The organism is Paralcaligenes ureilyticus (assembly GCF_004346225.1).
Taxonomy (GTDB): Bacteria; Pseudomonadota; Gammaproteobacteria; order Burkholderiales; family Burkholderiaceae_B; genus Paralcaligenes; species Paralcaligenes ureilyticus.
The window spans coordinates 62,144-88,017 of sequence record NZ_SMAJ01000012.1 but is presented as its reverse complement, the minus strand read 5'-3'; the positions used below and the strand labels follow the sequence as shown (position 1 = coordinate 88,017).

The 25,874-nt window shown below is 58.7% G+C and carries 25 protein-coding genes and 1 tRNA gene; 14 read left to right on the top strand and 12 right to left on the bottom strand.

The genetic code is table 11. From position 1 onward, the window contains the following. The first annotated feature begins 29 nt into the window (after nucleotides 1-29). Nucleotides 30-1,244 carry a DesA family fatty acid desaturase gene (locus tag EDC26_RS14545; protein ID WP_132583880.1) on the top strand — a complete coding sequence of 405 codons (1,215 nt, stop codon included), beginning with the start codon at nucleotides 30-32 and terminating at the stop codon, nucleotides 1,242-1,244. After that, nucleotides 1,241-3,628, top strand: a complete 2,388-nt coding sequence (locus EDC26_RS14540; protein WP_132583878.1) for a UvrD-helicase domain-containing protein — start codon at nucleotides 1,241-1,243, stop codon at nucleotides 3,626-3,628. Before EDC26_RS14545 ends, EDC26_RS14540 begins: the two co-directional genes overlap by 4 nt. A gap of 467 nt (nucleotides 3,629-4,095) precedes the next feature. On the opposite strand, the gene EDC26_RS14535 is transcribed toward EDC26_RS14540, so the two are convergent. From EDC26_RS14535 to EDC26_RS14510, 6 genes are read right to left on the bottom strand one after another with little or no spacing between them, the layout of a single operon-like run. Further along, nucleotides 4,096-4,875: an ABC transporter permease gene (locus EDC26_RS14535; protein WP_132583876.1), complete on the bottom strand. Its 780-nt coding sequence runs from the start codon at nucleotides 4,873-4,875 to the stop codon at nucleotides 4,096-4,098. 8 nt (nucleotides 4,876-4,883) lie between these two features. Beyond that, nucleotides 4,884-6,086 carry an ABC transporter substrate-binding protein gene (locus EDC26_RS14530; protein WP_132583874.1) on the bottom strand — a complete coding sequence of 401 codons (1,203 nt, stop codon included), beginning with the start codon at nucleotides 6,084-6,086 and terminating at the stop codon, nucleotides 4,884-4,886. Between the two features lie 8 nt (nucleotides 6,087-6,094). Beyond that, on the bottom strand, nucleotides 6,095-6,916 hold the full coding sequence (locus EDC26_RS14525; RefSeq protein WP_132583872.1) for an ABC transporter ATP-binding protein: 822 nt from the start codon (nucleotides 6,914-6,916) through the stop codon (nucleotides 6,095-6,097). 8 nt (nucleotides 6,917-6,924) lie between these two features. Beyond that, nucleotides 6,925-7,089, bottom strand: a complete 165-nt coding sequence (locus tag EDC26_RS14520; protein WP_132583961.1) for a rubredoxin — start codon at nucleotides 7,087-7,089, stop codon at nucleotides 6,925-6,927. After that, nucleotides 7,089-8,213, bottom strand: a complete 1,125-nt coding sequence (locus EDC26_RS14515; RefSeq protein WP_132583870.1) for an acyl-CoA dehydrogenase family protein — start codon at nucleotides 8,211-8,213, stop codon at nucleotides 7,089-7,091. The genes EDC26_RS14520 and EDC26_RS14515 overlap by 1 nt, the downstream gene beginning before the upstream one ends. Nucleotides 8,214-8,225: 12 nt before the next feature. After that, nucleotides 8,226-8,768 carry a carboxymuconolactone decarboxylase family protein gene (locus EDC26_RS14510; RefSeq protein WP_132583868.1) on the bottom strand — a complete coding sequence of 181 codons (543 nt, stop codon included), beginning with the start codon at nucleotides 8,766-8,768 and terminating at the stop codon, nucleotides 8,226-8,228. A gap of 313 nt (nucleotides 8,769-9,081) precedes the next feature. Between EDC26_RS14510 and EDC26_RS14505 the strand changes: the two genes are divergently transcribed. From EDC26_RS14505 to EDC26_RS14495, 3 genes are all read left to right on the top strand, one after another. Next, nucleotides 9,082-9,408 carry a DUF1330 domain-containing protein gene (locus EDC26_RS14505; protein ID WP_243700925.1) on the top strand — a complete coding sequence of 109 codons (327 nt, stop codon included), beginning with the start codon at nucleotides 9,082-9,084 and terminating at the stop codon, nucleotides 9,406-9,408. 93 nt (nucleotides 9,409-9,501) lie between these two features. Beyond that, nucleotides 9,502-10,461, top strand: a complete 960-nt coding sequence (locus tag EDC26_RS14500; RefSeq protein WP_132583866.1) for a dihydrodipicolinate synthase family protein — start codon at nucleotides 9,502-9,504, stop codon at nucleotides 10,459-10,461. Nucleotides 10,462-10,466: 5 nt separating this feature from the next. Beyond that, nucleotides 10,467-11,270, top strand: coding sequence for an enoyl-CoA hydratase-related protein (locus tag EDC26_RS14495; protein WP_132583864.1), 804 nt, complete (start codon nucleotides 10,467-10,469; stop codon nucleotides 11,268-11,270). Between the two features lie 37 nt (nucleotides 11,271-11,307). On the opposite strand, the gene EDC26_RS14490 is transcribed toward EDC26_RS14495, so the two are convergent. Beyond that, complete coding sequence (locus tag EDC26_RS14490) at nucleotides 11,308-12,375, bottom strand: LacI family DNA-binding transcriptional regulator (protein ID WP_132583862.1); 1,068 nt, start codon at nucleotides 12,373-12,375, stop codon at nucleotides 11,308-11,310. Between the two features lie 189 nt (nucleotides 12,376-12,564). Here EDC26_RS14490 and EDC26_RS14485 point away from each other — a divergent pair, with 189 nt between their 5' ends. The 6 genes from EDC26_RS14485 (at nucleotide 12,565) to EDC26_RS14460 (ending at nucleotide 17,545) form a co-directional block, all read left to right on the top strand. Further along, nucleotides 12,565-13,806: a CaiB/BaiF CoA transferase family protein gene (locus EDC26_RS14485; RefSeq protein WP_132583860.1), complete on the top strand. Its 1,242-nt coding sequence runs from the start codon at nucleotides 12,565-12,567 to the stop codon at nucleotides 13,804-13,806. Further along, nucleotides 13,799-14,581: a 3-ketoacyl-ACP reductase gene (locus EDC26_RS14480; protein ID WP_207915162.1), complete on the top strand. Its 783-nt coding sequence runs from the start codon at nucleotides 13,799-13,801 to the stop codon at nucleotides 14,579-14,581. Before EDC26_RS14485 ends, EDC26_RS14480 begins: the two co-directional genes overlap by 8 nt. A gap of 19 nt (nucleotides 14,582-14,600) precedes the next feature. After that, nucleotides 14,601-15,398: a transporter substrate-binding domain-containing protein gene (locus tag EDC26_RS14475; RefSeq protein ID WP_132583856.1), complete on the top strand. Its 798-nt coding sequence runs from the start codon at nucleotides 14,601-14,603 to the stop codon at nucleotides 15,396-15,398. A gap of 68 nt (nucleotides 15,399-15,466) precedes the next feature. Continuing rightward, complete coding sequence (locus tag EDC26_RS14470) at nucleotides 15,467-16,180, top strand: amino acid ABC transporter permease (protein ID WP_132583854.1); 714 nt, start codon at nucleotides 15,467-15,469, stop codon at nucleotides 16,178-16,180. Then, nucleotides 16,177-16,833: an amino acid ABC transporter permease gene (locus tag EDC26_RS14465; RefSeq protein ID WP_132583852.1), complete on the top strand. Its 657-nt coding sequence runs from the start codon at nucleotides 16,177-16,179 to the stop codon at nucleotides 16,831-16,833. The genes EDC26_RS14470 and EDC26_RS14465 overlap by 4 nt, the downstream gene beginning before the upstream one ends. Further along, a complete protein-coding gene (locus EDC26_RS14460; RefSeq protein WP_132583850.1) occupies nucleotides 16,814-17,545 on the top strand; it encodes an amino acid ABC transporter ATP-binding protein in 732 nt (243 codons plus the stop codon). The genes EDC26_RS14465 and EDC26_RS14460 overlap by 20 nt, the downstream gene beginning before the upstream one ends. Before the next feature lie 233 nt (nucleotides 17,546-17,778). Here EDC26_RS14460 and EDC26_RS14455 read toward each other — a convergent pair whose 3' ends face one another. From EDC26_RS14455 to dapC, 5 genes are read right to left on the bottom strand one after another with little or no spacing between them, the layout of a single operon-like run. Further along, nucleotides 17,779-19,716: an ABC-F family ATP-binding cassette domain-containing protein gene (locus tag EDC26_RS14455; protein WP_132583848.1), complete on the bottom strand. Its 1,938-nt coding sequence runs from the start codon at nucleotides 19,714-19,716 to the stop codon at nucleotides 17,779-17,781. Next, a complete protein-coding gene (prmB, locus tag EDC26_RS14450; RefSeq protein WP_132583846.1) occupies nucleotides 19,713-20,609 on the bottom strand; it encodes a 50S ribosomal protein L3 N(5)-glutamine methyltransferase in 897 nt (298 codons plus the stop codon). Before prmB ends, EDC26_RS14455 begins: the two co-directional genes overlap by 4 nt. 25 nt (nucleotides 20,610-20,634) lie before the next feature. Next, nucleotides 20,635-21,771, bottom strand: a complete 1,137-nt coding sequence (gene dapE, locus EDC26_RS14445; RefSeq protein WP_132583844.1) for a succinyl-diaminopimelate desuccinylase — start codon at nucleotides 21,769-21,771, stop codon at nucleotides 20,635-20,637. Then, the gene (gene dapD, locus EDC26_RS14440; protein ID WP_132583957.1) at nucleotides 21,771-22,592 is read right to left on the bottom strand and encodes a 2,3,4,5-tetrahydropyridine-2,6-dicarboxylate N-succinyltransferase; all 822 of its coding nucleotides are present in this window, start codon (nucleotides 22,590-22,592) and stop codon (nucleotides 21,771-21,773) included. The genes dapE and dapD overlap by 1 nt, the downstream gene beginning before the upstream one ends. 41 nt (nucleotides 22,593-22,633) lie before the next feature. After that, nucleotides 22,634-23,827, bottom strand: coding sequence for a succinyldiaminopimelate transaminase (gene dapC / locus EDC26_RS14435; protein WP_132583842.1), 1,194 nt, complete (start codon nucleotides 23,825-23,827; stop codon nucleotides 22,634-22,636). 232 nt (nucleotides 23,828-24,059) lie between these two features. Between dapC and EDC26_RS14430 the strand changes: the two genes are divergently transcribed. The 3 genes from EDC26_RS14430 (at nucleotide 24,060) to EDC26_RS14420 (ending at nucleotide 25,873) form a co-directional block, all read left to right on the top strand. Continuing rightward, nucleotides 24,060-24,144 (top strand) — tRNA-Leu (locus EDC26_RS14430). Between the two features lie 425 nt (nucleotides 24,145-24,569). Then, complete coding sequence (locus tag EDC26_RS14425; RefSeq protein WP_165931037.1) at nucleotides 24,570-25,100, top strand: Csu type fimbrial protein; 531 nt, start codon at nucleotides 24,570-24,572, stop codon at nucleotides 25,098-25,100. A 23-nt stretch (nucleotides 25,101-25,123) separates the two neighbouring features. Beyond that, complete coding sequence (locus tag EDC26_RS14420) at nucleotides 25,124-25,873, top strand: fimbrial biogenesis chaperone (protein WP_132583838.1); 750 nt, start codon at nucleotides 25,124-25,126, stop codon at nucleotides 25,871-25,873. Nucleotide 25,874 lies beyond the last annotated feature (1 nt).

Genomic DNA, 25,874 nt, shown 5'->3' with positions numbered 1-25,874 from the left:
TATTCACTGCGAGGCCCAAATAAACGGCTATGGACTATACCTTGAAGTTTCTCTCTGGCGGCTTCCTCCAATTATCCTGGTGGCAGGTCGCTTTGGTCACGCTGGTGATTACCCATATCACCATCGCTGCGGTCACTATTTTTCTGCATCGCAGCCAGGCGCACCGCGGTCTTGATCTTCATCCCGCAGTGATGCATTTCTTTCGTTTCTGGCTGTGGCTGACTACAGGCATGGTCACCAAAGAGTGGGTGGCTATCCATCGCAAGCACCACGCAAAGTGCGAACGCGATGGCGATCCTCATTCGCCGGTTGTCTTTGGCATAGGCAAGGTATTCTTCCGCGGTGCCGAGCTGTATCGCGAAGAAGCCAACAATGCCGAAACGCTCAAGCGCTTTGGCACCGGCACGCCCGACGATTGGCTCGAGCGCAATGTATATACACGGCATAGCCTGCTGGGCGTGCTGATCATGCTGGCGCTCGATCTTTCGCTGTTTGGTGTTCTGGGCCTGACCGTCTGGGCGGTTCAAATGGCCTGGATTCCCTTTTGGGCCGCCGGCGTGGTCAATGGCCTGGGCCATTTCATAGGCTATCGCAACTATGCCTGCCCCGATGCCAGCACCAATGTGTCGCCATGGGGCATCATTATCGGCGGCGAAGAACTGCACAACAACCATCACGCCTATGGCACTTCGGCCAAGTTTTCGACTAAATGGTACGAATTCGACATAGGCTGGGGCTATATTACGGTGCTGCGTTTCTTTCATCTGGCCACGGTCAAGAAGCTGGCTCCCAAGCTCAAGCTCGAACCCGCATCGGCCACTGTGTCGGTTAGTTTAAGCACCTTGCAAGGCGTCATTACGCATCGCTACGAAATTCTCGCGCGGTATACCGACCTGGTAAAAAAGGCCGCCAGCGAAGAGCTGGCCAAGCTCAAGCCCAGCCGTAAAGAAGGCAGTGCCGATTGCCGCTGGTCATTGCTTAGCCGTGCCAAGGATGTCCTTAGCCGTACCGACGACGCGCTCGAGCCTGCCCAGCGCGTAGAACTCGATTCGGTGTTGGCCGGCAATCAATCCTTGTCGACGCTGGTGCAAATGCGTCGTGAACTGGTGCGTTTGTGGGAAAGCTCCAGCGCGAGCAGCGAGCAGTTGCTTGGCGACTTGCAAGCCTGGTGCCAGCGCGCACAGCAAAGCGGCATTGAAGGCCTTGAGCAGTTCGCCTATCGGTTGCGCCGCTACGCGGCATGATCGATCGCCTTAACCCCGAACAACAAGCCGCGGTCACACTTCCTCCCCAACACGCACTGGTTCTGGCCGGTGCGGGGAGCGGCAAAACCCGAGTACTCACGACCCGCATGGCCTGGCTGATTCAAACCAGTCAGGCCAGTCCGTTTGGGCTGTTGGCCGTTACGTTCACCAACAAGTCGGCGCGTGAAATGCTTACGCGCCTGACGAGTCTCTTGCCTATCAATACGCGAGGGCTATGGGTGGGTACGTTCCACGGGCTGTGCAATCGCATGTTGCGCGCCCACTATCGGGATGCCGGCCTGATCCAGACCTTCCAGATTCTTGATAGCGCCGATCAACTGGCCTCTATCAAGCGCTTGCTCAAGGGTGCGGGGATCGACGACGAAAAGTACCCGCCTCGCGACGTGCAGCGATTCATCAATGGTGCTAAAGAGCAGGGTGAACGCCCCAGCGATATCGAGGCCTGGGATGATCATCGGCGCCGCCTGATTGAGATATATAAACTGTATCAGGCGCAATGCGAACGCGACGGCGTGGTCGATTTCCCGGAACTGTTGCTGCGTTCCTACGAACTGTTGCAGCGTAATGCTCCCATACGTGAACATTATCAGCGGCGCTTCCGGCATATTCTGGTTGACGAGTTTCAGGATACCAATGCCTTGCAGTATCGCTGGCTGATTCTACTGTCGGGCGGCGGCGCATCGATATTTGCGGTGGGCGACGATGATCAGTCGATTTATGCTTTTCGCGGCGCCGATGTAGGCAATATGGCCGACTTTCAGCGCGACTATGCGCGTGGCACGGTGATACGCCTGGAGCAGAACTATCGGTCCTACGGTCATATCCTGGACTCGGCCAATGCGCTGATTGCCCATAATACGTCGCGCCTGGGCAAAAACCTGTGGACCGAGCAAGGTGCGGGCGAGCCGGTGCGCGTGGCCGAGCAGCCGTCCGACCTGCTCGAGGCTCGGTGGGTTATAGACGAAATCAAGGCGCTCATCCACGATGGCGGCCTGCGCAGCCAGATTGCGGTGCTGTATCGCAGCAATGCACAATCCCGCGTTATCGAGCATGCCTTGTTTTCAGCAGGTATTTCGTACAAAGTGTATGGCGGTTTGCGGTTTTTTGAACGCCAGGAGGTCAAGCACGCCCTGGCCTATTTGCGGCTGATGGATAACCGCAACGACGATACCTCGTGGCTGCGGGTCGTCAATTTCCCCACGCGAGGCATAGGTGCGCGCACGCTTGAGCAACTGGCCGATCTGGCGCGCGAGCACAATATCAGCTTGTGCCAGGCCGTTCCTTTGATGAGCGGCAAAGGCGGCGGCAACCTGTTGAAATTTGCGGCGCTGATTGAAAGCATGGCCCATGAGGCGCAGGTGGTGTCGTTGCCCGAGCTGATCGAACATGTGATTCATCACAGTGGCTTGCGCAACTATTATCAGAATGAAAAAGAGGGCGCCGAACGCCTGGAAAACTTGCAGGAGCTGGTCAATGCGGCCACGGTGTTTGCGGCCGAGGAAAATTTCGAGGGTTTGCCCGCCGGACGCATGATCGAGCAGCCTGTTCCTGCAACGCCTCCAGAGGTATTGGGTACGGATGAGCCGGCCGAGCTCGATGCAGCCGATGTACCCATCAGGGCGTTGGACGATTCCGGGTTTGCCGGGGCGGTGCTCGAGCAGACCATGTCGCCTTTGGCGGCATTTCTAAGTTATGCCTCGCTCGAAGCGGGCGACAATCAGGCTCAGGCGGGCCAGGATGCGGTGCAGCTTATGACGGTGCATGCCGCCAAGGGGCTGGAATTCGATGCCGTGTTTATTACCGGTGTGGAGGAGGGCCTGTTTCCGCATGAAAACAGTCTGCTTGAACCTGCCGGTCTGGAAGAAGAACGCCGCCTGATGTATGTGGCCATCACGCGCGCGCGCGAACGTTTGTACATAACCCTGGCCCAAAGCCGCATGTTGCACGGCCAGACCCGCTACGCCATGCGGTCGCGGTTTTTGGACGAGATTCCGCAAGAGCATCTTAAGTGGCTGACCCCCAAGGCCGGTTTGGCCCGGGACGCTGCAACATGGGGCGATGATACCGGCTCGGGTGCTCGGTCGAGCGCGGGGGGCGGCGCTTATCGCCGTGGCGATGCCTACAATCGCCCGTCTAGCGGCACCATTGCGCCACGCGCGCCGCGTAGCCTGACCTCGGGCGTGACGGTGGGCGACCAGCATTTCCGCATTGGCCAAGGCGTGCATCATCAAAAATTTGGCGACGGCACGATTATCGGGCTAAGCGGCAGCGGCCAGGATGCGCAGGCGCAAATTCAGTTTCGCGACGTCGGCCCCAAAACTCTGGCGTTGGGCGTGGCCAAGCTGGAAGTGATCGCCGCTTGATTCGCGTTTGTAGCGGTAGCTTGTAGCGCCACCCCTTGTGGGTGGCATTCGCTGCAGATGGCATTTTTTACATCGCCGTATCTTGGTTATAAAACCTTCTAGCCCCGCGCCGCACCCGATTAAGGTAGGTCAGGCTCCGACGTGCACGGTTCTGGCTTCGCCAGAACTCCCCGGGCGGATGGGCGGCTTCGGGGCGGCGCGCGAACTCGTGGGGCGAATAGCCCACTGGGCTATTCGCAAGCTCCCACTCAAACAGCGCGCGCCTTGCCTCCCCGAAGCCGTCCATCCGCCCGGCGTGCCCGAGTCGCCCGCCCCACCTTAACCGGCCACGGCGCTACCGTTGTTGAAAATGGCAGCCACAAGGGCTGCCGCTACAGATGGCGCTAAATTATTCACGGGTACGCAGTTGTAGCGGCAGCCCTTGTGGCTGCCGTCTCCAACCTCAAACGCTATTTCAACTCTTGCGATCAACCCGCCTGATGCGTCCAGCGCTGGTGCAGTTTCTGGGCGCAGCCGTCAAGCAAGAACCCCAATGCGCCGATCAGCACGATAACCGCCATTAGCTCGGAATAGGCAAGGCGGTCGCGCGTGTCGAGAATAAAATAGCCTAACCCCGAACTGACGCCCAGCATTTCGCAGGGTACCAGGACTATCCAGACGATGCCGATGGCCAGGCGCAGGCCGGTCAGGATGTCTCCCAATATGCCGGGCAGCATGATTCTGAACAAAATCTCCCGGCGCGTTGCGCTCAGGCTACGGGCCAGCATGAGCCATTTCGGATCGATCTGGCGCACGCCCGCCGCTGTGTTCAGAATGATCGGCCAGATGGCGGCAAAGGTCAGTAGAAAATAAATAGGCGCGTCGCCTATGCCAAACACCATTACGGCGATGGGCATCCACGATAGCGGCGAGATCATGCGCAAGAATTGGAATGCGCTGCTGGTACTGTTGTGCAGCGCGCGCGATGTTCCCACGGCCAGCCCGATAGGCACTCCCAACCCCAACGCAAGAGCCAGGCTGACAAGTACGCGTTTAAGGCTGATGAGCGTGTGCACGGTGAGCTGGTTTTGCACCACGAGCTGATACAGGCTTTCGAACGTGTGGCCGGGACCGAGCAGGCCGGCGAGCGCCACGCTTTGGCCAAGCCATCGTGTGGCGATCGACCATGCCATCAGCAGAGTAGCCAGGCCCAGCAGGCTTAGCCCCAGGCGGACGCTGGATTGGGTGAGTTTGACGTTCGCGCGCATGATAAGGCTCACGCCTCAATGGTTTCGCGGCGGGTAAACGAGTCGGGCAGGCCGAAGGCCGACATTCCGCCTACTGCGGCAATAGCCTTTCTGACAAAGCGATCGTCGACCAGATCTTTGGCTACAAAGGCAGGGTCCAGCGCCTGCAAAAAATCGTTTTTGCCGGAAACCAATGTGCTTTTGAGCATCGACACCAGCGCTTCGGTGTAGCTGGGGAAAGGGAAGGGCTGGAAGTCGATGCGTTTTTCTTTCCAGTCAGGATGGCGGATGGCGCCCGACGCCTCGTACAAAGCGTTTTGCTCTGGATGAGGCACAAGCACGCGGGCTAGCGTTTCGTAGCTGTGCGGCGTGTAATGGTCAGGGTTGCTCTTGGACAGAATGTGCGCCGTTTCGTCGCGATGATCGAGGATCCAGGCCTGGGCTTGCACGATGCCGTTGATCACCTTTTGCGACCAGGCTGGACGCTGCTCCAGGTCGTTTTCGTGCATGAGCACCACGCAGCAAGCGTGGTCCTTCCACACGTCGCTGGTAAACCGCATGATCTTGCCCACCTTGAGCAATTCGGCCGACGCATTGAACGGCTCTGCAACGGTATATCCTGCGATCTGCCGGGTGGATAGCGCAGGCAGCATGTCGGCGGGCGACATGACCACCAGCTTGACCTGTTTCGGCCCAGGCGTGCCGTCGCTGATCGCTTCGATGCCCTGGTTCTTCAGTATGTATTGCAGCACCACGTTATGGATGGAGTACCAGAACGGAATGGCAACGGTCTTGCCGCCCAGATCCGTGAGTTGATTCACCTCGGGCAGCACCGTCAGGCTGGAGCCCGACATATGGTTCCAGGCCACCACCTTGGCGCGTGCCTGGCTGCCGTACCGGGCCCATACCGTCATGGGCGAGAGCAGGTGCACTACGTTGACCTGGCCGCTTAAAAACGCTTCTACTACTTGCGCCCAACTGCGAAACCGGCGTGGCGGGTCGACTTCCAGCCCCTGATCCTGGAAAAAGCGCTTGTGGTGTGCGACCAGCAGCGGCGTGGAATCGGTCACGGCCAGATAGCCGATTCGCAGGGGAGCGCTGGGCTCGGCGGCTATGGCTTTGTTGTAGGTTTGCAGCAGAGGCAGCGCACCCGCGGCCGTAAACATGGCGGAGAGTTTTAGAAATTGGCGGCGTGCGTCCGCGGTGGCGGTTGGGCTGGCGGGTGTTTTCATGATGGTTCTCAAGAGTCCAGGTGAGCGTGGTGAGGCGCGGTGCGGCGAGCATCGCGCAGCGCCGCAACGATTTCGATCCGTAGGTGAATGAGTTCGGGCGCGGCCTCATCGCGCGGATGGGGCTGATCGATATGCCATTGGCCGATCAGACGCCCCGGGTAGCGGCCGATAAGCAAAATGCGGTCGGCCAGAATCAGGGCTTCGTCGATATCGTGTGTCACCAAAATTGCCGATGCCTGGCGGCGCACGGTAATTTGCTGCAGCAAGGTCTGCATCTCGCCGCGGGTGATTTCATCGAGTGCGCTAAATGGTTCGTCCAGAAGCAGTATCTCTGGCTGCCGGGCGAGGCTTCGGGCCAGCGCCGTGCGCTGCGCCATGCCGCCGGACAGTTCCGCCGGATAGCGTTGGGAGGCGCGCTGCAAGTCGACTTCGGCAATGGCGGCGCGTACGCGTTGCTGCTTTTCGTCACGGGTAATGGGCGCCTGATGGGTGAAGTCCAGGCCAAAGCCAACGTTCTCTTCCAGAGTCAGCCAGGGCAGCAGGCTGGGGTCCTGGAAGACAAAACTCAAGCGCGGATGCGGGCCGCGAAGTGGTTCGCCCTTGACATGCACTATGCCTTTGTCCGGCGCTTGCAGACCGGCCAGTACGCGCAGCAAAGACGATTTTCCTACACCGCTGGGACCCAGTACCGCCACAATTTCGCCTTGCGCCAGCTGCAACGAAAAATCGTGCAGCACAGTATTGCTTGCCCGATTTTCCTGAGGGTAGCTCAGCTCGATTCCATTGGCATCGAGGACGATATTGCGGGCCGGCGAGGCGTGAAGTGGCATGTCCATCTTTAGTCGGGAATAAGAAAGAAGTCGGCCTTGGTAACCCCGCAGTCCGGGCAAACCCAATCATCGGCAATCGCCGAAAATGGGGTGCCGGGGGGGATGCCATCTTCAGGCATGCCTGCCGCTTCATCATAGATATAACCGCAAGGGCCGCACATCCATTGCGTCATCACGCGGCCTCGGCATGCGGCTGATGGATTTCGAGATCGTGGATTTCCTTGCGCAGGTGTTTCAGCGCGGGCGTGACGATGGCAACGAACACGGCTTCTCGCAAGCGGCGCTGTGCCGGATGGCGCATCAGATAGCCGCGGGCTCCGGCGTGCAACATGGCCGAGTTGGCGGCCTTGAGCGCGAGCTCCGATGTCTGTGCACGCACTTTCAGTACGGGCAGCAAAGGTGCGATGCCATGTTGGGCCTGCTTGGCCAATGCGCTGGCCGCCGTCTTGATTTCGGCCAGCTCGGCAGCCAGCTCGGCGCCTTGCGCGTCAAGAAATAAATTGACGTGTCCGTGGCTGATATTGCTTTCGCGTATGGTTTTCAGGCAGCCCTCGATAACGCCGAAACCCATGCCCGTCTGCCCCAAAATGAATCCAGCCTTGATGCGTTGCATGTATTGGACAAACTGGCGAGGGTGGGCCAGTACGTCCGCGGCTTCAATGCGGACATCTTTGAAGCGCAGGTTTAGCGTTTGTGTACCTTCCATTCCGGAAAACTCGGGGCAGGGGTGCAAGCCCAAGCCTGCCGCGCTGCCATGCACGGCAAACATGACATAGCCTTCGGCTTCGACCTCGGCTGCCACGATAACCAGATGCTCGGCGCCGACGTTGGAGACCCAGGGCAGGGTACCGTCGACAATGTAGTCATCGCCGTCGCGGCGGGCACGTAGATAGAGTCTTTCGATTCCGGCCAGATGTTTGGCCGTATTGGACATGCCGGTGCCCGATAACAGCGACCCTTTGACCACGCGCGCGAGGTAACGCGCACGCACGGCTTCGTTGGGTGAGTGCTGCAAATACCAGGCGCAAATAGACTGGCACCACACCAGGAATGCGGTCGATCCGCATTCACGGCCGACTTCAGCCGTGACGTCGATTTGGGTGGACAGGTCGAGCCCCAGGCCGCCGTATTCGATGGGAACACTCGCCCCAAAGCCTCCCAAAGCACCCAGTTTCTGGAGGTAGCCGGCAGGGAAAAGGCCATCTTCATCGATGGCCTGGGCGATGGGGGCAAGTTCGGCTTTGATCTGTGCTTTCACCGCATCGAGCAGCGATTCCGCAGCATTGGACGATGTCATGATTGTGTCGGCTCAGGCAAACGCTTCAAGTTCGGTATTGATGGGGGTCTGCGCCAGGTTGTTGGCGTAATTGCACAGAGTGGCCAGGCTGACACCCAATACCACTTCGAGCGCGCTGGCTTGTGTATAGCCCGCCGCCAGGAAGCCCTGGAGCTCGTCGTCGGATACGCGGCCCTTGTGTTCAATGATCGCCAGCGTAAACAGGGCCAGGGCGTTTAGCCTGGGGTCGGTTAAAGCCTTCGTGCCGCGCAGCGCGATCAGCAGCTCTTCAGGCATTTGAATTTTTTTGCGGGCAATGGCGGTGTGGCCCGCGACGCAAAAGCCGCAGCCATTGCGGGTGGCCGCGGTAATCTGCACCACCTCGCGTTCCGTGGCCGACAGGCTGGTGCGCGCATTGATCGCGCTCACCGTCTGATACGTTTCGAGCGCGGTGGGGGCGTTAGCTAGCACGCCCAATAGGTTAGGCAAAAAGCCGCTGCTTTTCTGCGCAGCGTCCAGGCGTGCTTTGGCTTCGGCGGGAGCACTTTCAACGGTTTGTATGGCAAGGCGACTCATGAGGCTTATCTTCGATTCGGGTTTATAGTGTTTTAATTCTAAGGACGATTGTTTAAACACAAAACGAATATAAAGATATTTGGTTATGCCTTATATGCTTATTCCCGAGAGTTTGTCGTTGGAGAAAACGTATCTGTCGCATGTAGTGGCAGCCCTTGTGGCTGCCAAGATCGTTGATAATTGAGACGATATCTTGCATAGATGACAGGCACGAGGCCTGTCGCTACAAAGTCCGGGCGCCAAGATTCAGACGCTGGTTTCTGTAGCGGCACCCCTTGTGGGTGCCACCCCCCATTAACTAAAGAGAGAAATCATGGAAAACGATAGCAGCTCCAAGCCCCAACAAATCCCGGCGATGTCCGCGTGCATTGTCGGCCACGTAACGGTCAAGGATGCGGGCAAATGGGTTGAATATTGCAGCAAGGTGCCCGCCACCATTATTCCGTGGGGCGGACGTCTGGTGCTGCGTGGCCAAACCAATACCGTACTTGCCGGCGCGCATACGCACACCGGCGTTGTGATTATTCAGTTTCCGGATGCGAAGGCGGTGGCCGGATGGCACAACTCGCCCGCCTATCAGGCGCTTATTCCTACACGTCAGCAAGCCGTTGACCTGGTCCTGGTCAGCTACGACTGCTGACTCCGGCCTGCGCAATCGATCCTTGACGCCAGGCAATGAAATCGATACCATAGATTATCAAAAAACCCGATAATCCAAAATAATGGAGCAGAAATGATAGCTGTGAAGCCGGTCTTTACGCCGCGCGGTGTGATACCTGCGGTGCTTTTGCCATTCAAATCCGATTTTTCAATCGATGCGGCGGCCTATGGGCGGCACCTGCGCGATCTCGCCGGCGTGCCCGACGTGGCCGCGCTTACCATCAACGGCCATTCGGCCGAAGTGCACGCGCTGTCTTTCGATGAGCAAAAGCAGGCGCTGGATTTAACCATGGACGCGGTAGGCAATACCTTGCCGGTCATCTGCGGCGTTTATACAGAAAGCACGCTCCAGGCGCAGCGTTTGGCGCGCATGGCGCAAGCCGGCGGGGCGGCGGCCCTGCTGGCGTTTCCGCCCAACGTTCTCATGTTCCGCGGCGAGGACAGGCCGGAACTCTTTGTCGATTATTACAGGGCCCTGGCTGATGCCACGGATCTTCCCATTGTCCTCTTTCAGTTTCCCAAATGGACCGGGCTGCAACTTGCTCTGGAAACACTGGTCGAGGTCTGCGAGAGCGTGCCGACGATCGTGGCAATCAAGGACCTTTGCTCCGAGCCCGCATTGCACGAAAAGCAGATTCGCACATTGCATTCCCTGACGCGGCCGGTAAACGTATTGACCACCCATTCTTCCTGGCTGATGGGGTCGCTTGCCATGGGCGCGCGCGGCATTATCTCGGGCGCGGGCAGCGTTATCGCCGATCTGCAGGTTGCCCTCTTTCGCGCCTACGAGCAGGGCGATAAGGCCCAGGCCGCCGCGGTTGGCGAGCGGGTTTATGCCGCTGTCCAGGCGTTCTACGACAAGCCCTACATCGACTGGCAAGCGCGCATGAAGGAAGCGCTGGTTATGCTGGGCAGGTTGCCGGCAGCCTATGTCCGCCCACCTTTGAAGGCGATCAAGGACGCGGATCGTCTCGCCTTCTGGCTCGACAAGGCAGGGCTTACTCGCGAAACGGTGTACGCCGCGGCGGCCTGATCTCCATGTCTATCAAATCTTCCAGCGTCCCGGGATCCGACGAATTGGTGCTCTCGGGCACGCCGAGCGAGGGCGTGCTTGTGTTGACGCTGAATCGGCCTTCGAAAGCCAACTCGCTAAGCAAGGAGGCCGTCGTTCGCTTGTGCGAGTGTCTACGCGCGGCGGCGGCCGATTCTGCGGTTCGTTGTGTGGTGCTGACGGGGTCGGTTCGCATTTTTTCGGCTGGCGCCGATATATCGGGTATGGCGGAGCACGGTGTCGATTGGTACCTGGACGGCGAGCGTCTTGACCGCTGGCGCGAAATTCAGGATTTTCCCAAACCAATTATCGCCGCGGTTAATGGGCCGGCTATTGGCGGGGGCTGCGAGCTTGTCTTGCTGTGCGACATTGTTGTCGCCGGCGAGGAGGCGTCCTTTAGCCAGGGCGAGATTACCGTTGGCGTAATCCCCGGAGACGGCGGAACGCAGCGGTTACCGCGCGCCGTGGGCAAATCGCTGGCCTTGCAAATGATTCTGACCGGAGAGCGCATTTCGGCGCAACGCGCTTATGAGGCGGGGCTGGTGTCCGAGGTGGTTCCGACGGCGCGCACGGTGGCTCGCGCCGTCGAGATTGCGGCGCTCATTGCGTCGCGTCCGCCGCTGTCGGTTCAATTGGCCAAGCGCGCCGCGCTTGCTGCCTACGCCTTGCCGCTGGCGGAAGGCCTGGCGTTCGAGCGCGATAGGGTGGTGGATGTTTTTGAGACCGAGGATCGGGCAGAGGGAATGCGCGCCTTTCTCGAAAAGCGCCCCCCGCGATATGTAGGAAAATAGCGGTGGACCGCGGCGCCATTCCTGGCGCCGCGCGGCATTATGGGGCCGGCGGGGCGGTCGTTCCGCGCAAGATAAGATTGGCTTCCAGTTCCACATAGGCCCTTTCGGTGCTGCCCGAAAGCCGCGCGATAAGGTGGCGGGCGGCCCCTTCGCCCATGGCGGCTGCGGGAACCTCGATGGTCGTCATGCCCGGGGGCAGGTGGGCGCAGAATTCGAGATTGTCAAACCCGATGACCGATAGCTGACGGGGTACGGCAATATGCTGGCTTGCACATTCGACCAGTACGCCAAACGCCAGCACATCGGAGGCGCAGAACACGGCGGTTGGATGGGGTTTGACCGAGAGCAGTGTTCGCAGGGCTTCCCGGCCGGCCGCAATTTGATAGGGCTTTTCGATGAGGTAGTGCGCGGGCAGCGAGAGGCCCCGTTTTTTCAGGGCAGCCCGTACGCCGGTGACGCGGCCGCTCGCCCGATCGTTATCCCGCGTTATGCCGGCGATCATCGCAATGCGCGTGTGGCCAAGGTCGATCAGGTGATTGATCACTTTTTCGACGACGGTGACGTTGTCAAAGCCCACGCAGGATCGGCTCCCTGTGGGATGGTAAACGTACGTGTCGATGGACGGAATCTCCTGTTCTTCGAGCATTGAGATGAGGTCGGGGTGATGGGACCCGCCAATCAAAACCAGCCCTTCAACGCCGCGTTCAATGAGCGTGCGCGCCTGATGGAATTCTTCCAGCCGGGAGTAACCCGATGACGTGACCAGCAGCGAGTACCCATGCTTGCCGAGAGTCTGTTGAAGAGCCTCGATTTGACGGCTGTAAATGGCGTAATCGAGGGTGGGCAGCACTGTGCCGATGAGCCGCGTGCGGCGTGAGCGTAACGCGCGCGCGGCGCCGTTGGGCATATAGCCCAGCTTGGCGGCGGCTGCCTTGATCCGGGCCAGGGTCTCTGCTTGAACTTTTTGCGGCTCGGAGAGGGCTCTGGATGCCGTCGTTACTGAAACCTTGGCTGCTGCCGCGACGTCCTTCAGTAGAACGTTGCGAGTGCTGTCACGTGGCTGCGCCGGCTTGGTCGATGGTTTGGTGACGGGATATCGGGGCATTTTTCGCGATTGGCTTATTTCAGAAACACTGGAACTATAGCATCAGTGCGATCGATTCCAGCCATCCACAATGAATCATTCCAATAAATCAACTATGGTAAATACCCTATATTGACATTGGTTTTGCCTGAAGATATGCTTCGTTATGAAATCGATTCCATCGAATCACGTCTTTGAAGGAATGTATGCATGCTGGAGCAGATGAAGGTCCTGAGCTTTTGCCACTACTTGCAGGGGCCCGCCGCAACCCAATATCTTGCCGACCTCGGTGCCGAGGTCATTAAAATCGAGCCGCTGGCCGGCGCGCACGAAAGACACTGGGCGGGTGCGAAATCGTTTATCGACGGGGTCAGTTCGTTTTATCTTTGCGCCAATCGCAATAAACGCAGCCTGGCCGTCGATCTGAAATCCCCCGAGGGGAGGGACATCGTCCACCGCCTCGCGGCCCATTGCGATGCCGTTGTCGAGAATTTTCGCCCTGGGGTGCTGGATCGCCTGGGGTTCGGTTACGAGGCGCTGCAAAAAATCAACCCAGGGCTGATTTATGCTTCGGCCACGGGGTTTGGTTCGTCGGGCCCCATGAAAGACAGCCCGGGCCAGGACCTTCTCATTCAGGCGCGTTGCGGGTTGGCCGCGGGTACCGGCGAACGCTTCACCGATCCCAAGGTGGTGGGTGCTGCCGTCGTCGACCAGCATGGCGGCTTGCTGCTTGCGATGGCGGTCATTGCTGCCTATGTGAAAAAGCTGACCACCGGCAAGGGTACGCGGGTCGAATCAAGCCTGCTTAACGCCGGCATTGATCTTCAGGTTGAGGCGCTGGTAGCCTATGTCAACAGCGGTGCCGGGCCGCAATCCTATCGCCGTCAACGCAACCTTGCCACGTGGTTTCACGAGGCGCCTTACGGGGTTTATCGGACCAGCGACGACAAATTCCTGGCGATTGGGTTGAACGATCCGGCCCAGCTTGCCGAGGCGTTGAATAGCCATCGCCTGGCCGAGCTCATCGAGCTGGATCGTTACGATGATCGCGACATTTACGCGGCCGCGGTCGCCGATGCCGTGCGTGCCCTGGCGTATGCCGAATTGGCGCAACGATTTGATCGCCTGTCGCTCTGGTATGCGCCGGTGCAGGATTATGAAGATCTCAAAACCGATCCTCAGGTAGTGCATAACCAGGTATTCAAAAAAGTCGAGTTGATGGGCCGCGATGTCACCCTGATCAGCAATCCCGTGCGCTACGATGGCCAGCCGCTGCCCGTACGTCGCATCGCGCTTCACGCAGGGGCCGATACGCGTGAGATTCTTGCTGGAATAGGCATGGGCGAGGCCGAAATCGACGACCTCGTTGCCCGCCGCATTGTTGCGGCGCCGGCCGCCGCGGTGGCCCGGTTCGATGCCGATGGCGCGGTGCTGGGGGCGGTCCATGGATAAGGCCTCGCAGGATCGCCGTGTGGCGATTGTTACCGGTGGGCGCCGCGGCATTGGACGGGCGATCGTCTATCAACTGGCCCAGGCAGGCTTCGATCTGGTCCTTAACGACGTAGTCGCCGATCCGGCCCTGGACGAGACTCTGAAAGGGGCGGATGCGCGTGGTGCGCGCGTTGAGTTCGTGCTTGCCGATATCTCCGACGTTGCCGGGCATGGCACCCTCGTCGATGCGGCCTACGAACGGTTCGGGCGCCTGGATGCTCTGGTGAACAACGCCGGTGTTCAGGTTCGGATGCGCGGCGATTTGCTCGATGTGACGCCCGAACGGTTCGATGAAATCATCGGTATCAATCTACGTGGCAATTTTTTTCTGACGCAGCACGTGTCGCAGCGCATGCTGGCCGACGGCCAGCCGACAGCCGGGCGCTCCATCGTTATCGTTTCGTCGTCCAACGCAGAGCTCGTCTCCATCGAGAAGGGCGAGTACTGCGTGTCCAAGATTGGCCTATCCATGACGGCCAAACTCTTTGCCGTGCGCCTGGCCGAGGCGGGTATCGCGGTGTTCGAGATCCGGCCCGGCCTGATCCGCACCGACATGACCGCCGAGGTGCGCGACAAATACGGCCTGTTGATCGAGCAAGGCATCTCGCCGATTCGGCGCTGGGGCGAGCCCGAAGACGTTGGCCGAGCCGTCGCCACACTAGTTTGCGGCCTCATTCCCTTTGCTACCGGGATTGCGGTCGATATCGATGGGGGATTGTTGATTCCCAGGCTTTAGCATCTTAAAGGAGTGAGGTATGAAAATGAAAAAAGGCGCTCTGTTGGGCGTACTACTAGGGGCAGTGATGCTGGCGGCTGGCGCAGTCGCGAATGCGCAGTCGGTCAACGACATTGTGAAGCGCGGCAATGTTCAAATCGGGGTAAACAGCGGGGCGCCGCCGTTCAGTTTCGTCGACGCCAAGGGTGCGGTGCAGGGGTACGATGTCGACGTTGCCAATCTGTTCGCCAAGTATCTGGGCGTTCCCGCCAAGATTACCGCGTATACGACACCGGCCCGCATTCCGGCGCTCGAGGCCGGCAAGGTGGACTTGGTCATTGCAACGCTTTCGCCTACGCCGGAGCGTGCCAAGGTGGTCATGTTCACGATGCCCTATAGCACCTTCGAGCTGGTTGTCGTGGGCCCTAAAGGCAGCAAGATCAAATCGCTGGCCGACCTGGTAGGTAAAAAAGTGGCTGTGGCGCGAGGCACGCCCCAGGAGGTCGCGCTGACACGTGCGGCACCCAAAGGGACGGTTTATTCGCGCTTCGACGATGACCTGACTGCGGCTCAGTCGCTGATTTCGCATCAGGCCGATGCCGTTGCCATTCCCGAGACTATTTTTAAAGAACTTAAAAAGGCCCGGCCCGATGCCGATATCGAAGTCAAGTTCCCGTTCTTCAATCAGTACATGTCGATAGCGGTGCGGCGCGACGCTTTTGAACTGCGTCAATGGCTAAACACCACACTGTCTTATGTGAAGCAAAACGGCGAGCTGGACGATATCGCCGTGAAATGGACAGGCCACAAGCTGCCCGCGGGCATGCCGGTGTTCTGATTCCGCGATCCTCCGTGCCTGGGCCCTGACTGGCCAGGCGCGGCCTTCACGCCGTTTTATAGGTTTTTATGGCATTTGAACTGCAATTCGCCCCCGTCCTGGCCCAAGCCCCGGTACTGCTCGGATCGTTCTGGCTAACGATCAAGCTGTCGGCTGCGGCGATCTGCCTTGGCGGCTCGGTCGGCCTTCTGGCCGCGATGACGCGCAGCATGTTGCCGGCCGCGTCTCGATGGCCCATCGATCTTTATGTCGAGCTCATCCGCAACACGCCGTTCCTGGTACAGCTCTATATTATTTTCTTCGGCCTGCCCGCCGTGGGCATCCTGATTCCGGCCGAGTATGCCGGACTACTGGCGATGACGATAAACCTGGGTGCTTATACTGCCGAAATCTTCCGCGCCGGGATTGAATCCATACACCGCTCCCAAATAGAGGCAGGGCTTTCGCTTGCGTTGACGCGGTTTCAGGTTTTCCATCACATCATTCTTAAACCGGCCGTCGCTCAGGTCTGGCCGTCGCTGGTTAGTCAATTCATTCTCATCATGCTCACCTCCAGTGTGTGTTCATTCATCTCTGTCGAAGAACTGAGCGGTGGCGCGGCCATCATCCAGTCGCTGACGTTTCGCAGCTTCGAGGTTTACATCATCGCTTCGCTGCTTTATTTGGCGCTCGCGCTGGTGCTTAAAGTCGGCTTGACCATTCTGGGCCATTTTCTCTTTTCGCAATCGCCGAGCAAGCGTCCGGCATCCCGGCCTGAATCGGGTGTGGGGGTGCCGTCATGATCCGGCCATTCGGGTTCGACGAGGTTCTGTTCCTGTTGCAGTCGACCGGCTGGACCGTGGTCCTGACGATCGCCGCCTCGACGATCGGAGGCGCATTGGGTCTGTGTATTGCCCTGGCCCGTGTGGCGGCAAACCCCGTGATGCGCGAGTTGGCCAGGGCGTATATCGCCATTGTCCAGGGCATACCGGTGCTGATGGTTCTGTTTCTGTCCTATTACGGCTTGTCGCAGGCCGGCCTCGAGCTGCCGCCTGTTGTTGCGGCCTCGATGGCGTTATCCGTATATTCCAGCGCTTATCTTGGCGACATCTGGCGCGGCGCCATTCAATCCGTTCCGCGTCAGCAATGGGAGGCCAGCGCTTCTTTGGCCCTTACCAAGGGGCAGCAGTATCGCCACATCATATTGCCTCAATCGATAAAAATTGCGTTACCCCCGACGGTTGGCTTTCTGGTGCAACTGGTCAAGAACACCTCGATAGTGTCCATCGTCAGCGTCGTCGAGTTGACGCGCGCCGGGCAGCTTGTCAATAACGTGACGTTCGAGCCATTTCGGGTATTCATCGTCGTCGCCTTGATTTACCTGGCTATTTGTTATCCGATGTCGCGCGCTAGCCGTCGCCTGGAGGAAAAATTTCGTGTCTATCGTGACCATTGAAAACGTTCGAAAAAAATTCGATTCCAATGAAGTTCTGAAAGGAGTCTCGATGCAGGTGGAGCGCGGCCAGGTGGTGGCGCTTCTTGGGCGCAGCGGCTCGGGCAAGAGCACGCTGCTAAGGTGCCTGAATGGCCTGGAAGTCATCGATGGAGGCCGCATCGAGATCGCGGGCCATGCCATGGATTACGAGCCGGCCAAGTTGCGTGAATTGCGGCGCGATGTGGGCATTGTGTTTCAAAGCTACAACCTTTTCCCGCATTTGTCGGTTGCCGAAAACATCATGCTCGCGCCCGGCCTGGTCAACGGGGTTGGCAAGCGCGAAGGCCGGGCTGTCGCCGAGCAGGTGCTTGACCGTATTGGCCTGCTCGACAAAATTGACGCCTATCCCGATAAGCTATCGGGTGGCCAGCAACAGCGCGTGGCGATTGCGCGAGCACTTGCGATGCAGCCGCGCGTGATGCTTTTTGACGAAGTCACCTCCGCCCTCGATCCTGAGCTGACCGAAGAGGTGCTGGCCGTCATTGAACAGCTTGCCCGCGATGGGATGACGATGTTGCTGGTTACGCATGAAATGAGTTTTGCCAGGCGAGTGGCCAACACGATTGTTTTTATGCACGAAGGCAAAATTCGGGAAACCGGCGAGGCCGAGGCCATGTTCGGGAACCCTCAAACGAAGGAGTTCGAGTTGTTTGTCAGGCGTGCCGCTAAATAGAGGGGGATGCGGGGAAGAGGGTAGTTGACAGGCATGGCAGCCACAAGGGCTGCCGCTACAAAAACGTACCGGTCGCAAAAACGTACCGGTCGAAAAAAAACGTACCCGCCGTTCATGTAGGGGCAGCCCTTGTGGCTGCCATCAACCCAACCAGATCACGTTACCGGCGAATAGCCTGAATGCCCCTGCGCACCGAACAACCCATTACCCCCCACGCGCCGAACTCCCCACGTCTACACCTGCGCTTCCTGCTCTTCCAACTCCTCATGCAGCATTAGCCACTGGTCTTCAAGCTCGCCGGATTTTTTACTTAGCTCACCGTGTTCGCCCAACACCTTGATGCGTTCGTCGCGGCGCTCCTGCGCGTAGAAATTCTGATCGGCAATCAGGGTGTTCAGGGTTTGCAGGCGCAGGCGGATGATTTCCAGCTCGGTTTCGATCTTTTTTATTTTTGCCTCGATGGGTTTGCGACGCGTCGCCTGGCGCTGACGTTCCTCGGCTTCAAGCCGGCGCTGGGCCTTGCGGTCGACGGTGCCGCCATCGGCTCCGTCCGGTTCGGCTTGACTGCGAATCTGGGTCCGGGCTGTTGCGGCGCGTGTGACCAGCCAGTTGCGGTAGTCTTCCAGGTCGCCGTCGAATTCTTGCACTGTGCCATCGGCCACAATCCAGAAATTGTCCACAGTCGTGCGCAACAGGTGGCGGTCGTGCGAGACCAGCAATACGCTGCCGGCAAATTCGGCCAGTGCCGTAGCCAGCGCCTCGCGCGTGTCGACATCCAGGTGATTGCTCGGTTCGTCGAGCAGTAATAAATTAGGCTTTTGCCAAACGATCAGCGAGAGTGCCAGGCGCGCTTTTTCGCCGCCCGACATGGGTGCAATCCTGCTATGGACAGTATCGCCGCCAAAGCCGAAGCCGCCCAGGTAATTGCGTAGTTCCTGTTCGCGGGCTTGCGGCGCGATGCGCTGCAGATGCTGCATGGGTGTGCCGTCCAGGTCGAGCATGTCCAGTTGATGTTGGGCAAAGTAGCCGATTTCCAGGCCCTTGGAAGCCCGCCGCTCGCCCGCCAGCACCGGCAATTCTTCGGCCAGCGTTTTAATCAGCGTGCTTTTACCCGCGCCGTTCACGCCCAGTACGCCGATGCGGCTGCCGCCGCGGACCATAAGCTGCACGTCGCGCAGCACGGTCTTGACTTCGCCTGTCGGCAGCCGGTAGCCGGTGCTGATCTTGTCCAGAATCAGCAACGGGTCGGGCATGCTGTCAGGCGTCGGTAGCTGTATATCGATGCCCGCTTCGGCGTGCAGCGGTGCCAGCGCCTCCATGCGAGCCAGGGCCTTGACGCGGCTTTGCGCCTGCTTGGCTTTGGTGGCCTTGGCCTTGAACCGGTCGATAAAACTTTGCAGCCGGGCGGTTTCCCGAGTTTGCCTGTCCCAGGCAAGCTGGGTCTGGCGCAGGCGTTCGGCGCGTTGGGTCAGAAAATCTTCGTACCCGCCGCGATAGCGCACCAGTTTTGTGTGATCAAAGTGCAGGATGGATTTGGCCACCGCATCCAGGAATTCCGTATCGTGCGAGATCAGCAATACGGTTCCCTGGTACGCGCCCAACCAGCGTTCCAGCCACAGCATGGCGTCCAGGTCTAGGTGGTTGGAGGGCTCGTCCAGCAACAGCAACTCCGAAGGTGCCATCAAAGCCCGTGCCAGCGCCAGCCGCATTTGCCAGCCGCCTGAAAAATCGCTGACCGGGCTTGACCATTGTTCGGGGGTGAATCCCAGGCCCGCCAGAAGTTGCTCGGCGCGCGAGGCGGCGCTCCAGGCATCGGCCTCGACCAGTGCCGCTTCCAGCTCGGCAATGCGTTGGCCGTTAGTATCCGGTGTCGCCAGCCGCTCGGCCTGCAGCGCGCGTAGATGGGTGTCGCCATCGATGACGAATTCGCGCGCCGCCACGGCGTTGTTGCTGATTTCCTGCTCGACGCTGGCAATGCGCCAGTGGCTGGGGATGCTAAGTGTGCCGGCATCCGCATCCAGGGTTCCTTGCAACAGTGCGAACAAGGTGGATTTGCCCGCGCCGTTCTTGCCTACGATGCCCAGCCGTTCACCCGGATTCACCACAAAGTCGGTATCGTCGAGCAACACTTTGGCGCCGCGGCGCAGTGTCAGTCCGGTGGCGCGAATCACGATGCCAATTGGTCCCGGGTTAGCAGCAGGATCTGGTCTTCGGTGCGTTCGGTGCTAAGCCAGACAGGATCCAGGTCGGGAAAAGCGGCAATGAAGTTCTCGTACTCATTGCCGATTTCCAGCACCAGCAAGCCGTCCGGCGCCATGAAGTCGGGGGCGCGGTGCAATAGCCGCCGTATCAGGTCCATGCCGTCTTCACCGCCCGCCAGCGCCATGGTGGGTTCATGGCGGAATTCGGGCGGCAAGGCTTCCATCGAGTGGTTGTTGACGTAGGGAGGATTGCACACGATCAGGTTGTATTCGCAATGCGGCAGTTGATCGAACAGATCGCTGCGATGCGTGGTGATGCGCCCGTCCAGGCCGAAGTGTTCGATATTCTGATCGGCCACTTCCAGCGCGCGTTCAGACAAATCGACGGCGTCGACCTGGGCGTTGTCGAAGGCCAGTGCGGCCAACACCGCCAGGCAGCCCGAGCCGGTGCACAGATCGAGCACGAACTCGACATCTTCGGGTTTGGTGATCCAGGGCGATAAATCTTGCGCCAATAATTCGGATATGGGCGAGCGCGGCACGATGACGCGCTGATCGACAAAGAATCGCTGCCCCTGCAGCCAGGCTTCACCCGTGAGGTAGGCGGCGGGCAGGCGTTCATCGGTGCGCCGGTCTATCAGTTTCAGAAAGCGTTCGCGTTCTGGCGGGAGGACGCGGGCGTCGAGAAACGGGTCCAGGGTATCGAGCGGCAGATGAAGCGTGTGCAGCAAGAGGTATACCGCTTCGTCCCACGCGTTGTCGCTGCCGTGGCCGAAGGCCAGCCTGGATGAATTGAATCGGGTAACCGCATAGCGCAATAGATCGCGCAGGGTTCGCAACTCTTCATGTGCGGATTCGTGCATGCTGACTCCGGGGCGGTGATGTGGCTTAGGCGAGCAAAAGATGCTCTAGGGTGCGGCGGTAGATATTTTTCAGGGGTTCGAGCGCATCGAGCCGTATATGCTCGTCGATCTGGTGAATGCTGGCATTGATCGGGCCGAATTCGATGACTTCGGGACATATCTTGGCAATGAAACGGCCGTCGGAGGTGCCGCCTGTGGTGGACAGCTCGGTCTGTACGCCGGTTTCCTGGTGGATGGCCAGGCTAAGCGCTGCGCTCAGACGCCCTTTGGGAGTCAGAAACGGTTCGCCGCCCAACGTCCAGTCCAGGGTGAACTCCAGGTGATGCCGGTTCAGAACTTGCACGACGCGTTCTTTAAGCTCGGCAGGGGTGCTGATGCTGGCAAAGCGAAAATTGAAGTCCAGTATGGCCGTGCCGGGCACGACGTTGGTGGCGCCGGTGCCCGAATGCAGGTTCGACACCTGGAAGGTGGTGGGTGGAAAATAATCGTTGCCCTTATCCCATTCGATTTGCGTCAGCTCAGCCAGGGCGGGCGCCAGCAGGTGAATGGGGTTGCGAGCCAGATGCGGGTAGGCCACGTGCCCTTGGCGGCCCTTGATCGTCAGCTTGCCCGACAAGGATCCGCGCCGGCCGTTTTTGACCATATCGCCCAGGTCTTTGACCGAGGTAGGTTCGCCCACGATGCAGTAGTCCAGCGTCTGCTTGCGCGCGCTTAGCGCCTGGCAGACCTTGACGGTACCGTTGATGGACGGCCCTTCTTCGTCCGAGGTAATCAGCAGGCCGATCGAGCCTTTATGCTTGGGGAATTTGGCGACGAATTCCTCAGCCGCCACGGTGAAGGCGGCGATCGAGCTTTTCATGTCGGCCGCACCGCGTCCGTATAGCTTGCCGTCGCGTTCGGTGGGGGTGAAGGGGTCGCTGGACCATTGGTCCAAAGGGCCGGTGGGCACCACGTCGGTGTGGCCGGCAAACACCACCAGGGGTGCCGCCACACCCTTGCGCGCCCATAGATTGGTGACTTCGCCGAACACCAGGGTTTCACATTTGAAACCCGCGGCGTTCAGGCGTTCGGCCAATGCCGATTGGCAATCGGCATCGATCGGCGTCACCGAGTGGCGTGCGATCAGGTCTTTAGTCAGGCGCAGGACGGCAGAATCGCCCATCAGGTTCTCAGTAAATCGTTGATGCTGGTTTTGGAGCGCGTTTGCGCATCGACCCGCTTGACGATAACGGCGCAAGCCAGGCTGTGCGAGCCGTCGGCCGAGGGCAGCGACCCGGGCACCACCACTGAACCCGAAGGAACTCGGCCGTACGAGATTTCGCCGGTCGCGCGATCGTAGATCTTGGTGCTTTGCGATATGAACACGCCCATGGCCAGCACCGAGTTTTCTTCAACGATAACGCCTTCGACCACTTCGGAGCGCGCGCCGATAAAACAATTGTCTTCGATGATGGTGGGGTTGGCCTGTAACGGTTCGAGCACGCCGCCTATCCCCACGCCGCCCGATAGATGCACGTTCTTGCCGATCTGGGCGCACGAACCCACCGTGGCCCATGTGTCGACCATAGTGCCTTCATCGACATAGGCGCCGATGTTGACGTAAGAGGGCATCAGGACCACATTCTTGGCAATAAAGGCGCCTTTGCGGGCGACCGCGGGGGGCACCACGCGAAACCCGCCGTTGGCAAATGCCTGTGCGCCATATTCGCCGAACTTGAGCGGCACCTTGTCGTAGAACTGCATGGGCGCCTGGCCCATGATTTCATTTGGTTCGAGCCGAAATGACAAAAGCACGGCTTTTTTGATCCATTGATGTACGACCCATTCGAAGTTGATTCTTTCGGCGACGCGCAGGTGGCCTGTGTCCAGGGCGTGGATGGTGTCTTGTACGGCTTCGCGCAGCGCGGCGTTTTCTGCGCTGGGAGTGATTTCGGCACGATTGGTCCAGCCTTGTTCGATGGTGCTTTGCAGATCGAGAGTCATAGTCGCTTTGTCATTGAAGTAAAAGAAGGGTTGCAGGGCCGTCAGTGTTTTTCCATAAACCGCGCGATTCGGTGCGCGGCTTGCAGGCATTGTTCCTTGGGCGCCACCAGCGCGATGCGAATGCGGTTTGCACCCGGATTGACGCCATGGGCCTCGCGTGCCAGGAAGCTGCCCGGCAGCACGGTCACGGCCGTTGCGCCATATAAGTCGCGGGCAAAATCAAGGTCGGAATAGGGTGTTTTCGCCCACAAGTAAAACGATGCATCAGGCCATTCTACATTGAGTAGAGGCCTGAGCAGCGGCACCAGGGCTTCAAATTTTTCGCGATATAGCCGGCGGTTTTCGACAACGTGGGTTTCGTCGCCCCAAGCTGCCACGCTGGCCTGGGACACCACCGCGCTGATGGCGCTGCCGTGATAGGTGCGATAGAGCAAAAACTGCTTGATCAGTGCCGCATCGCCCGCCACAAAACCAGAACGCATGCCGGGTACGTTGGAGCGCTTGGACAGGCTGGAGAAACACATCAGGCCGCGGAAATCGGTGCGCCCCAAAAGGCTCGCCGCCTGCAGCCCGCCTAGCGGCCTGTCGGCCTCCTTGAAATATATTTCGGAATAGCATTCGTCCGAGGCAATCACAAAACCATACTCATCGGCCAGTGCGAACAGGGTCTTCCAATCGTCCAGAGCCATGACATTGCCGGCCGGGTTGCCGGGCGAACACACAAATAACAGGCGGGTTCGCTGCCACACGTCGACAGGCACGGCCTTCCAGTCATAACCGAAATTAAGGTTTTCCTGCGCATTGATAAACCAGGGCTGGGCTCCGGCCAGAAGCGCCGCGCCCTCGTAGATCTGGTAGAACGGATTAGGGCATATCACCAACGAGCCCGCGGCGGGATCTATCACTGTTTGTGCAAAGGCAAACAGGGCCTCTCGCGAGCCCAGCGCCGGCAATATCTGCGTGTCGGGGTTTGGCGGCGCGATGCCGTAGCGTTGGGCAATCCAGTGGGAAATTGCGCCGCGCAAGGCCGGATCGCCCTTGGTAGGCGGATACACCGATAAGCCCGCCATCGCGTTTTTCATCGCATCGACGATAAATGCCGGCGTGGCGTGCTTGGGCTCGCCTATGGAAAGATTGATCGGCGCGAGATCAGCCGGCGGTACCGGCGCCTGAGCCATCAGTTGCCGCAATTTTTCAAAAGGATAAGGGTGTAGGGCGCTTAATCGTGGGTTCATGGGCCGCCGCGAGGTTCGATTCTGGTTGTCAGCGAATGATTTTAGCAAGCGGGCGGATATTCTGCCGCTACGGGTACGTTTTGTAGCGGCACCCCTTGTGGGTGCCATCGACGTTATTCTGATAGCGTTTTGATTGCTGCAGGCTTTGGCAGCCACAAGGGCTGCCACTACAGACTCTTGCCTTGCTTGCGGCCCCACACGAATGCCGCTAAACTTATGGGCTTGGTTTTTGGCGAACGTGGCGGAATTGGTAGACGCACCAGATTTAGGTTCTGGCGCCGAGAGGTGTGAGAGTTCGAGTCTCTCCGTTCGCACCAACCTTCAGGGTTGGGTATACAGGCCGGAAAATAAAGCAGGCCCGAAAATAAAGCAGGCCCGAAAATAAAGCAGGCCGGAAAATGAAGGCTGGGGCATCAATACACGGAATAAAAAAGCAGCCTAAGAAAAGCAGCCGGCTTCAACCCTGCTTTTTTATATTACTTATATACATATGTTAAGTTTATGCGACATATATAAAGGAATACCCGAGTTTTTGTAAAAAATGTCGATTAGTGTTTGAAACGATACATGCGGTAGGCTAAACTAGCGCCGTTACATTAAGTATGTTTAAGGGCTCGCAACGACCAGTGTCAATGTGTAATTTATGTAATTTACACGTGGCATATGAGGCAGCTTGATTCTAAAAATGACTTTAGTAAAAGGGATACACCTTTTTGCAAGTCTACCTATGAGGTTTTACAAAATGAATCATTCATTGTCTGCTTTGGTTGCATTGGTCGCGGGTTTGACGTTCTCTGTTGTTGCTTCTGCAGCAACACCTGTCACCGGCGGTACTTTCAATGTGAAAATCGCCATTACGGCCGAATGTTCCATGGGGACTGGCACCAATACCGCTATGGATTTTGGCAGCGCCGGCTCCACAAGTGCCACTACACCCACTGAAACCACTGCGGCCAGCTTTCAGGTGAAGTGCACCAACCTTACTCCGTATACCATTGGCTTGCAGCCTGGGAACGCGAATCTGCTGGGTGCTGGCCAAATGGCTGGTGCTATAAACACCGGGACCAAGATTGGATATCAGTTGTATCAGGATGCGGGCCATGCGACCATATGGGGCAATACGCCCGGAGTCGGCGGCAACTTGCTGAGTGCAACGGGTACTGGCAGCCTCCAAACCTATTCGGCATACGGTAAGCTTCTCGCTTCAATCAGCTCGCTAAATTTGCCTGTTGATAACTACAGCGACACGGTAGCCATTACGGTTTACTACTGACGCAATTCGAGGTCCCACCTTCCATGCAGATAGCACGTTTTGTCCGATGGCCCGTACATTTTTTGCTGATGTTGTTTTTGGGGCTGTTGGGCAATGCGGTTTGGGCGGGTGGTCTGCAAATCTCACCAGTTAGTCTGGAGATTCCGGCTGCTTCACGGTCGGGAGAGGTTTGGCTGCGCAATGCCGGCACCGATGTCGTGCATGCCCAGGTTCGGGTGTATCGTTGGTCGCAAGACAAGGGCGAAGACGTTTTAACCCCCGACAACGGTATGGCGGCCAGCCCGCCCATGGTGCAGGTGGCCGCAGGGCAGCAACAACTGGTGCGGTTGGTTCGCATCGGGTCCATGGCGGCCTCAGCGGCTAATGAGCGCACCTACAGGCTGGTGATCGACGAGCTGCCTATCAAAAAGCCTAACAGCAAGATAGGCCTGGATTTTGTGTTTCGGTATTCCATTCCGGTTTTTGTCGCCGGTACGGCGCCGGCCAAGTTTCAACTCGACTGGTCGGTTCATGAAGTCGGCAAGAAGGTTTGGCTGCAGGTGAACAATGGCGGCAACAGCCATGCTCAACTGGCCAATCTGGCTTTTACTCCATCTAATGGCAAATCGGTGATGGTGTATCAGGGCCTGGCGGGCTATGCTCTTCCAGGTAAGTATCGACGAGTCGAGCTTTCGGCGCCGGCCAGCTTGTTTGCAAGCGGTGGAACATTCAATAGTCTGATCAATGGCATTAAAACAGCGACGAAGGTACGACCTATTTCCAAAGCTCCTTAGC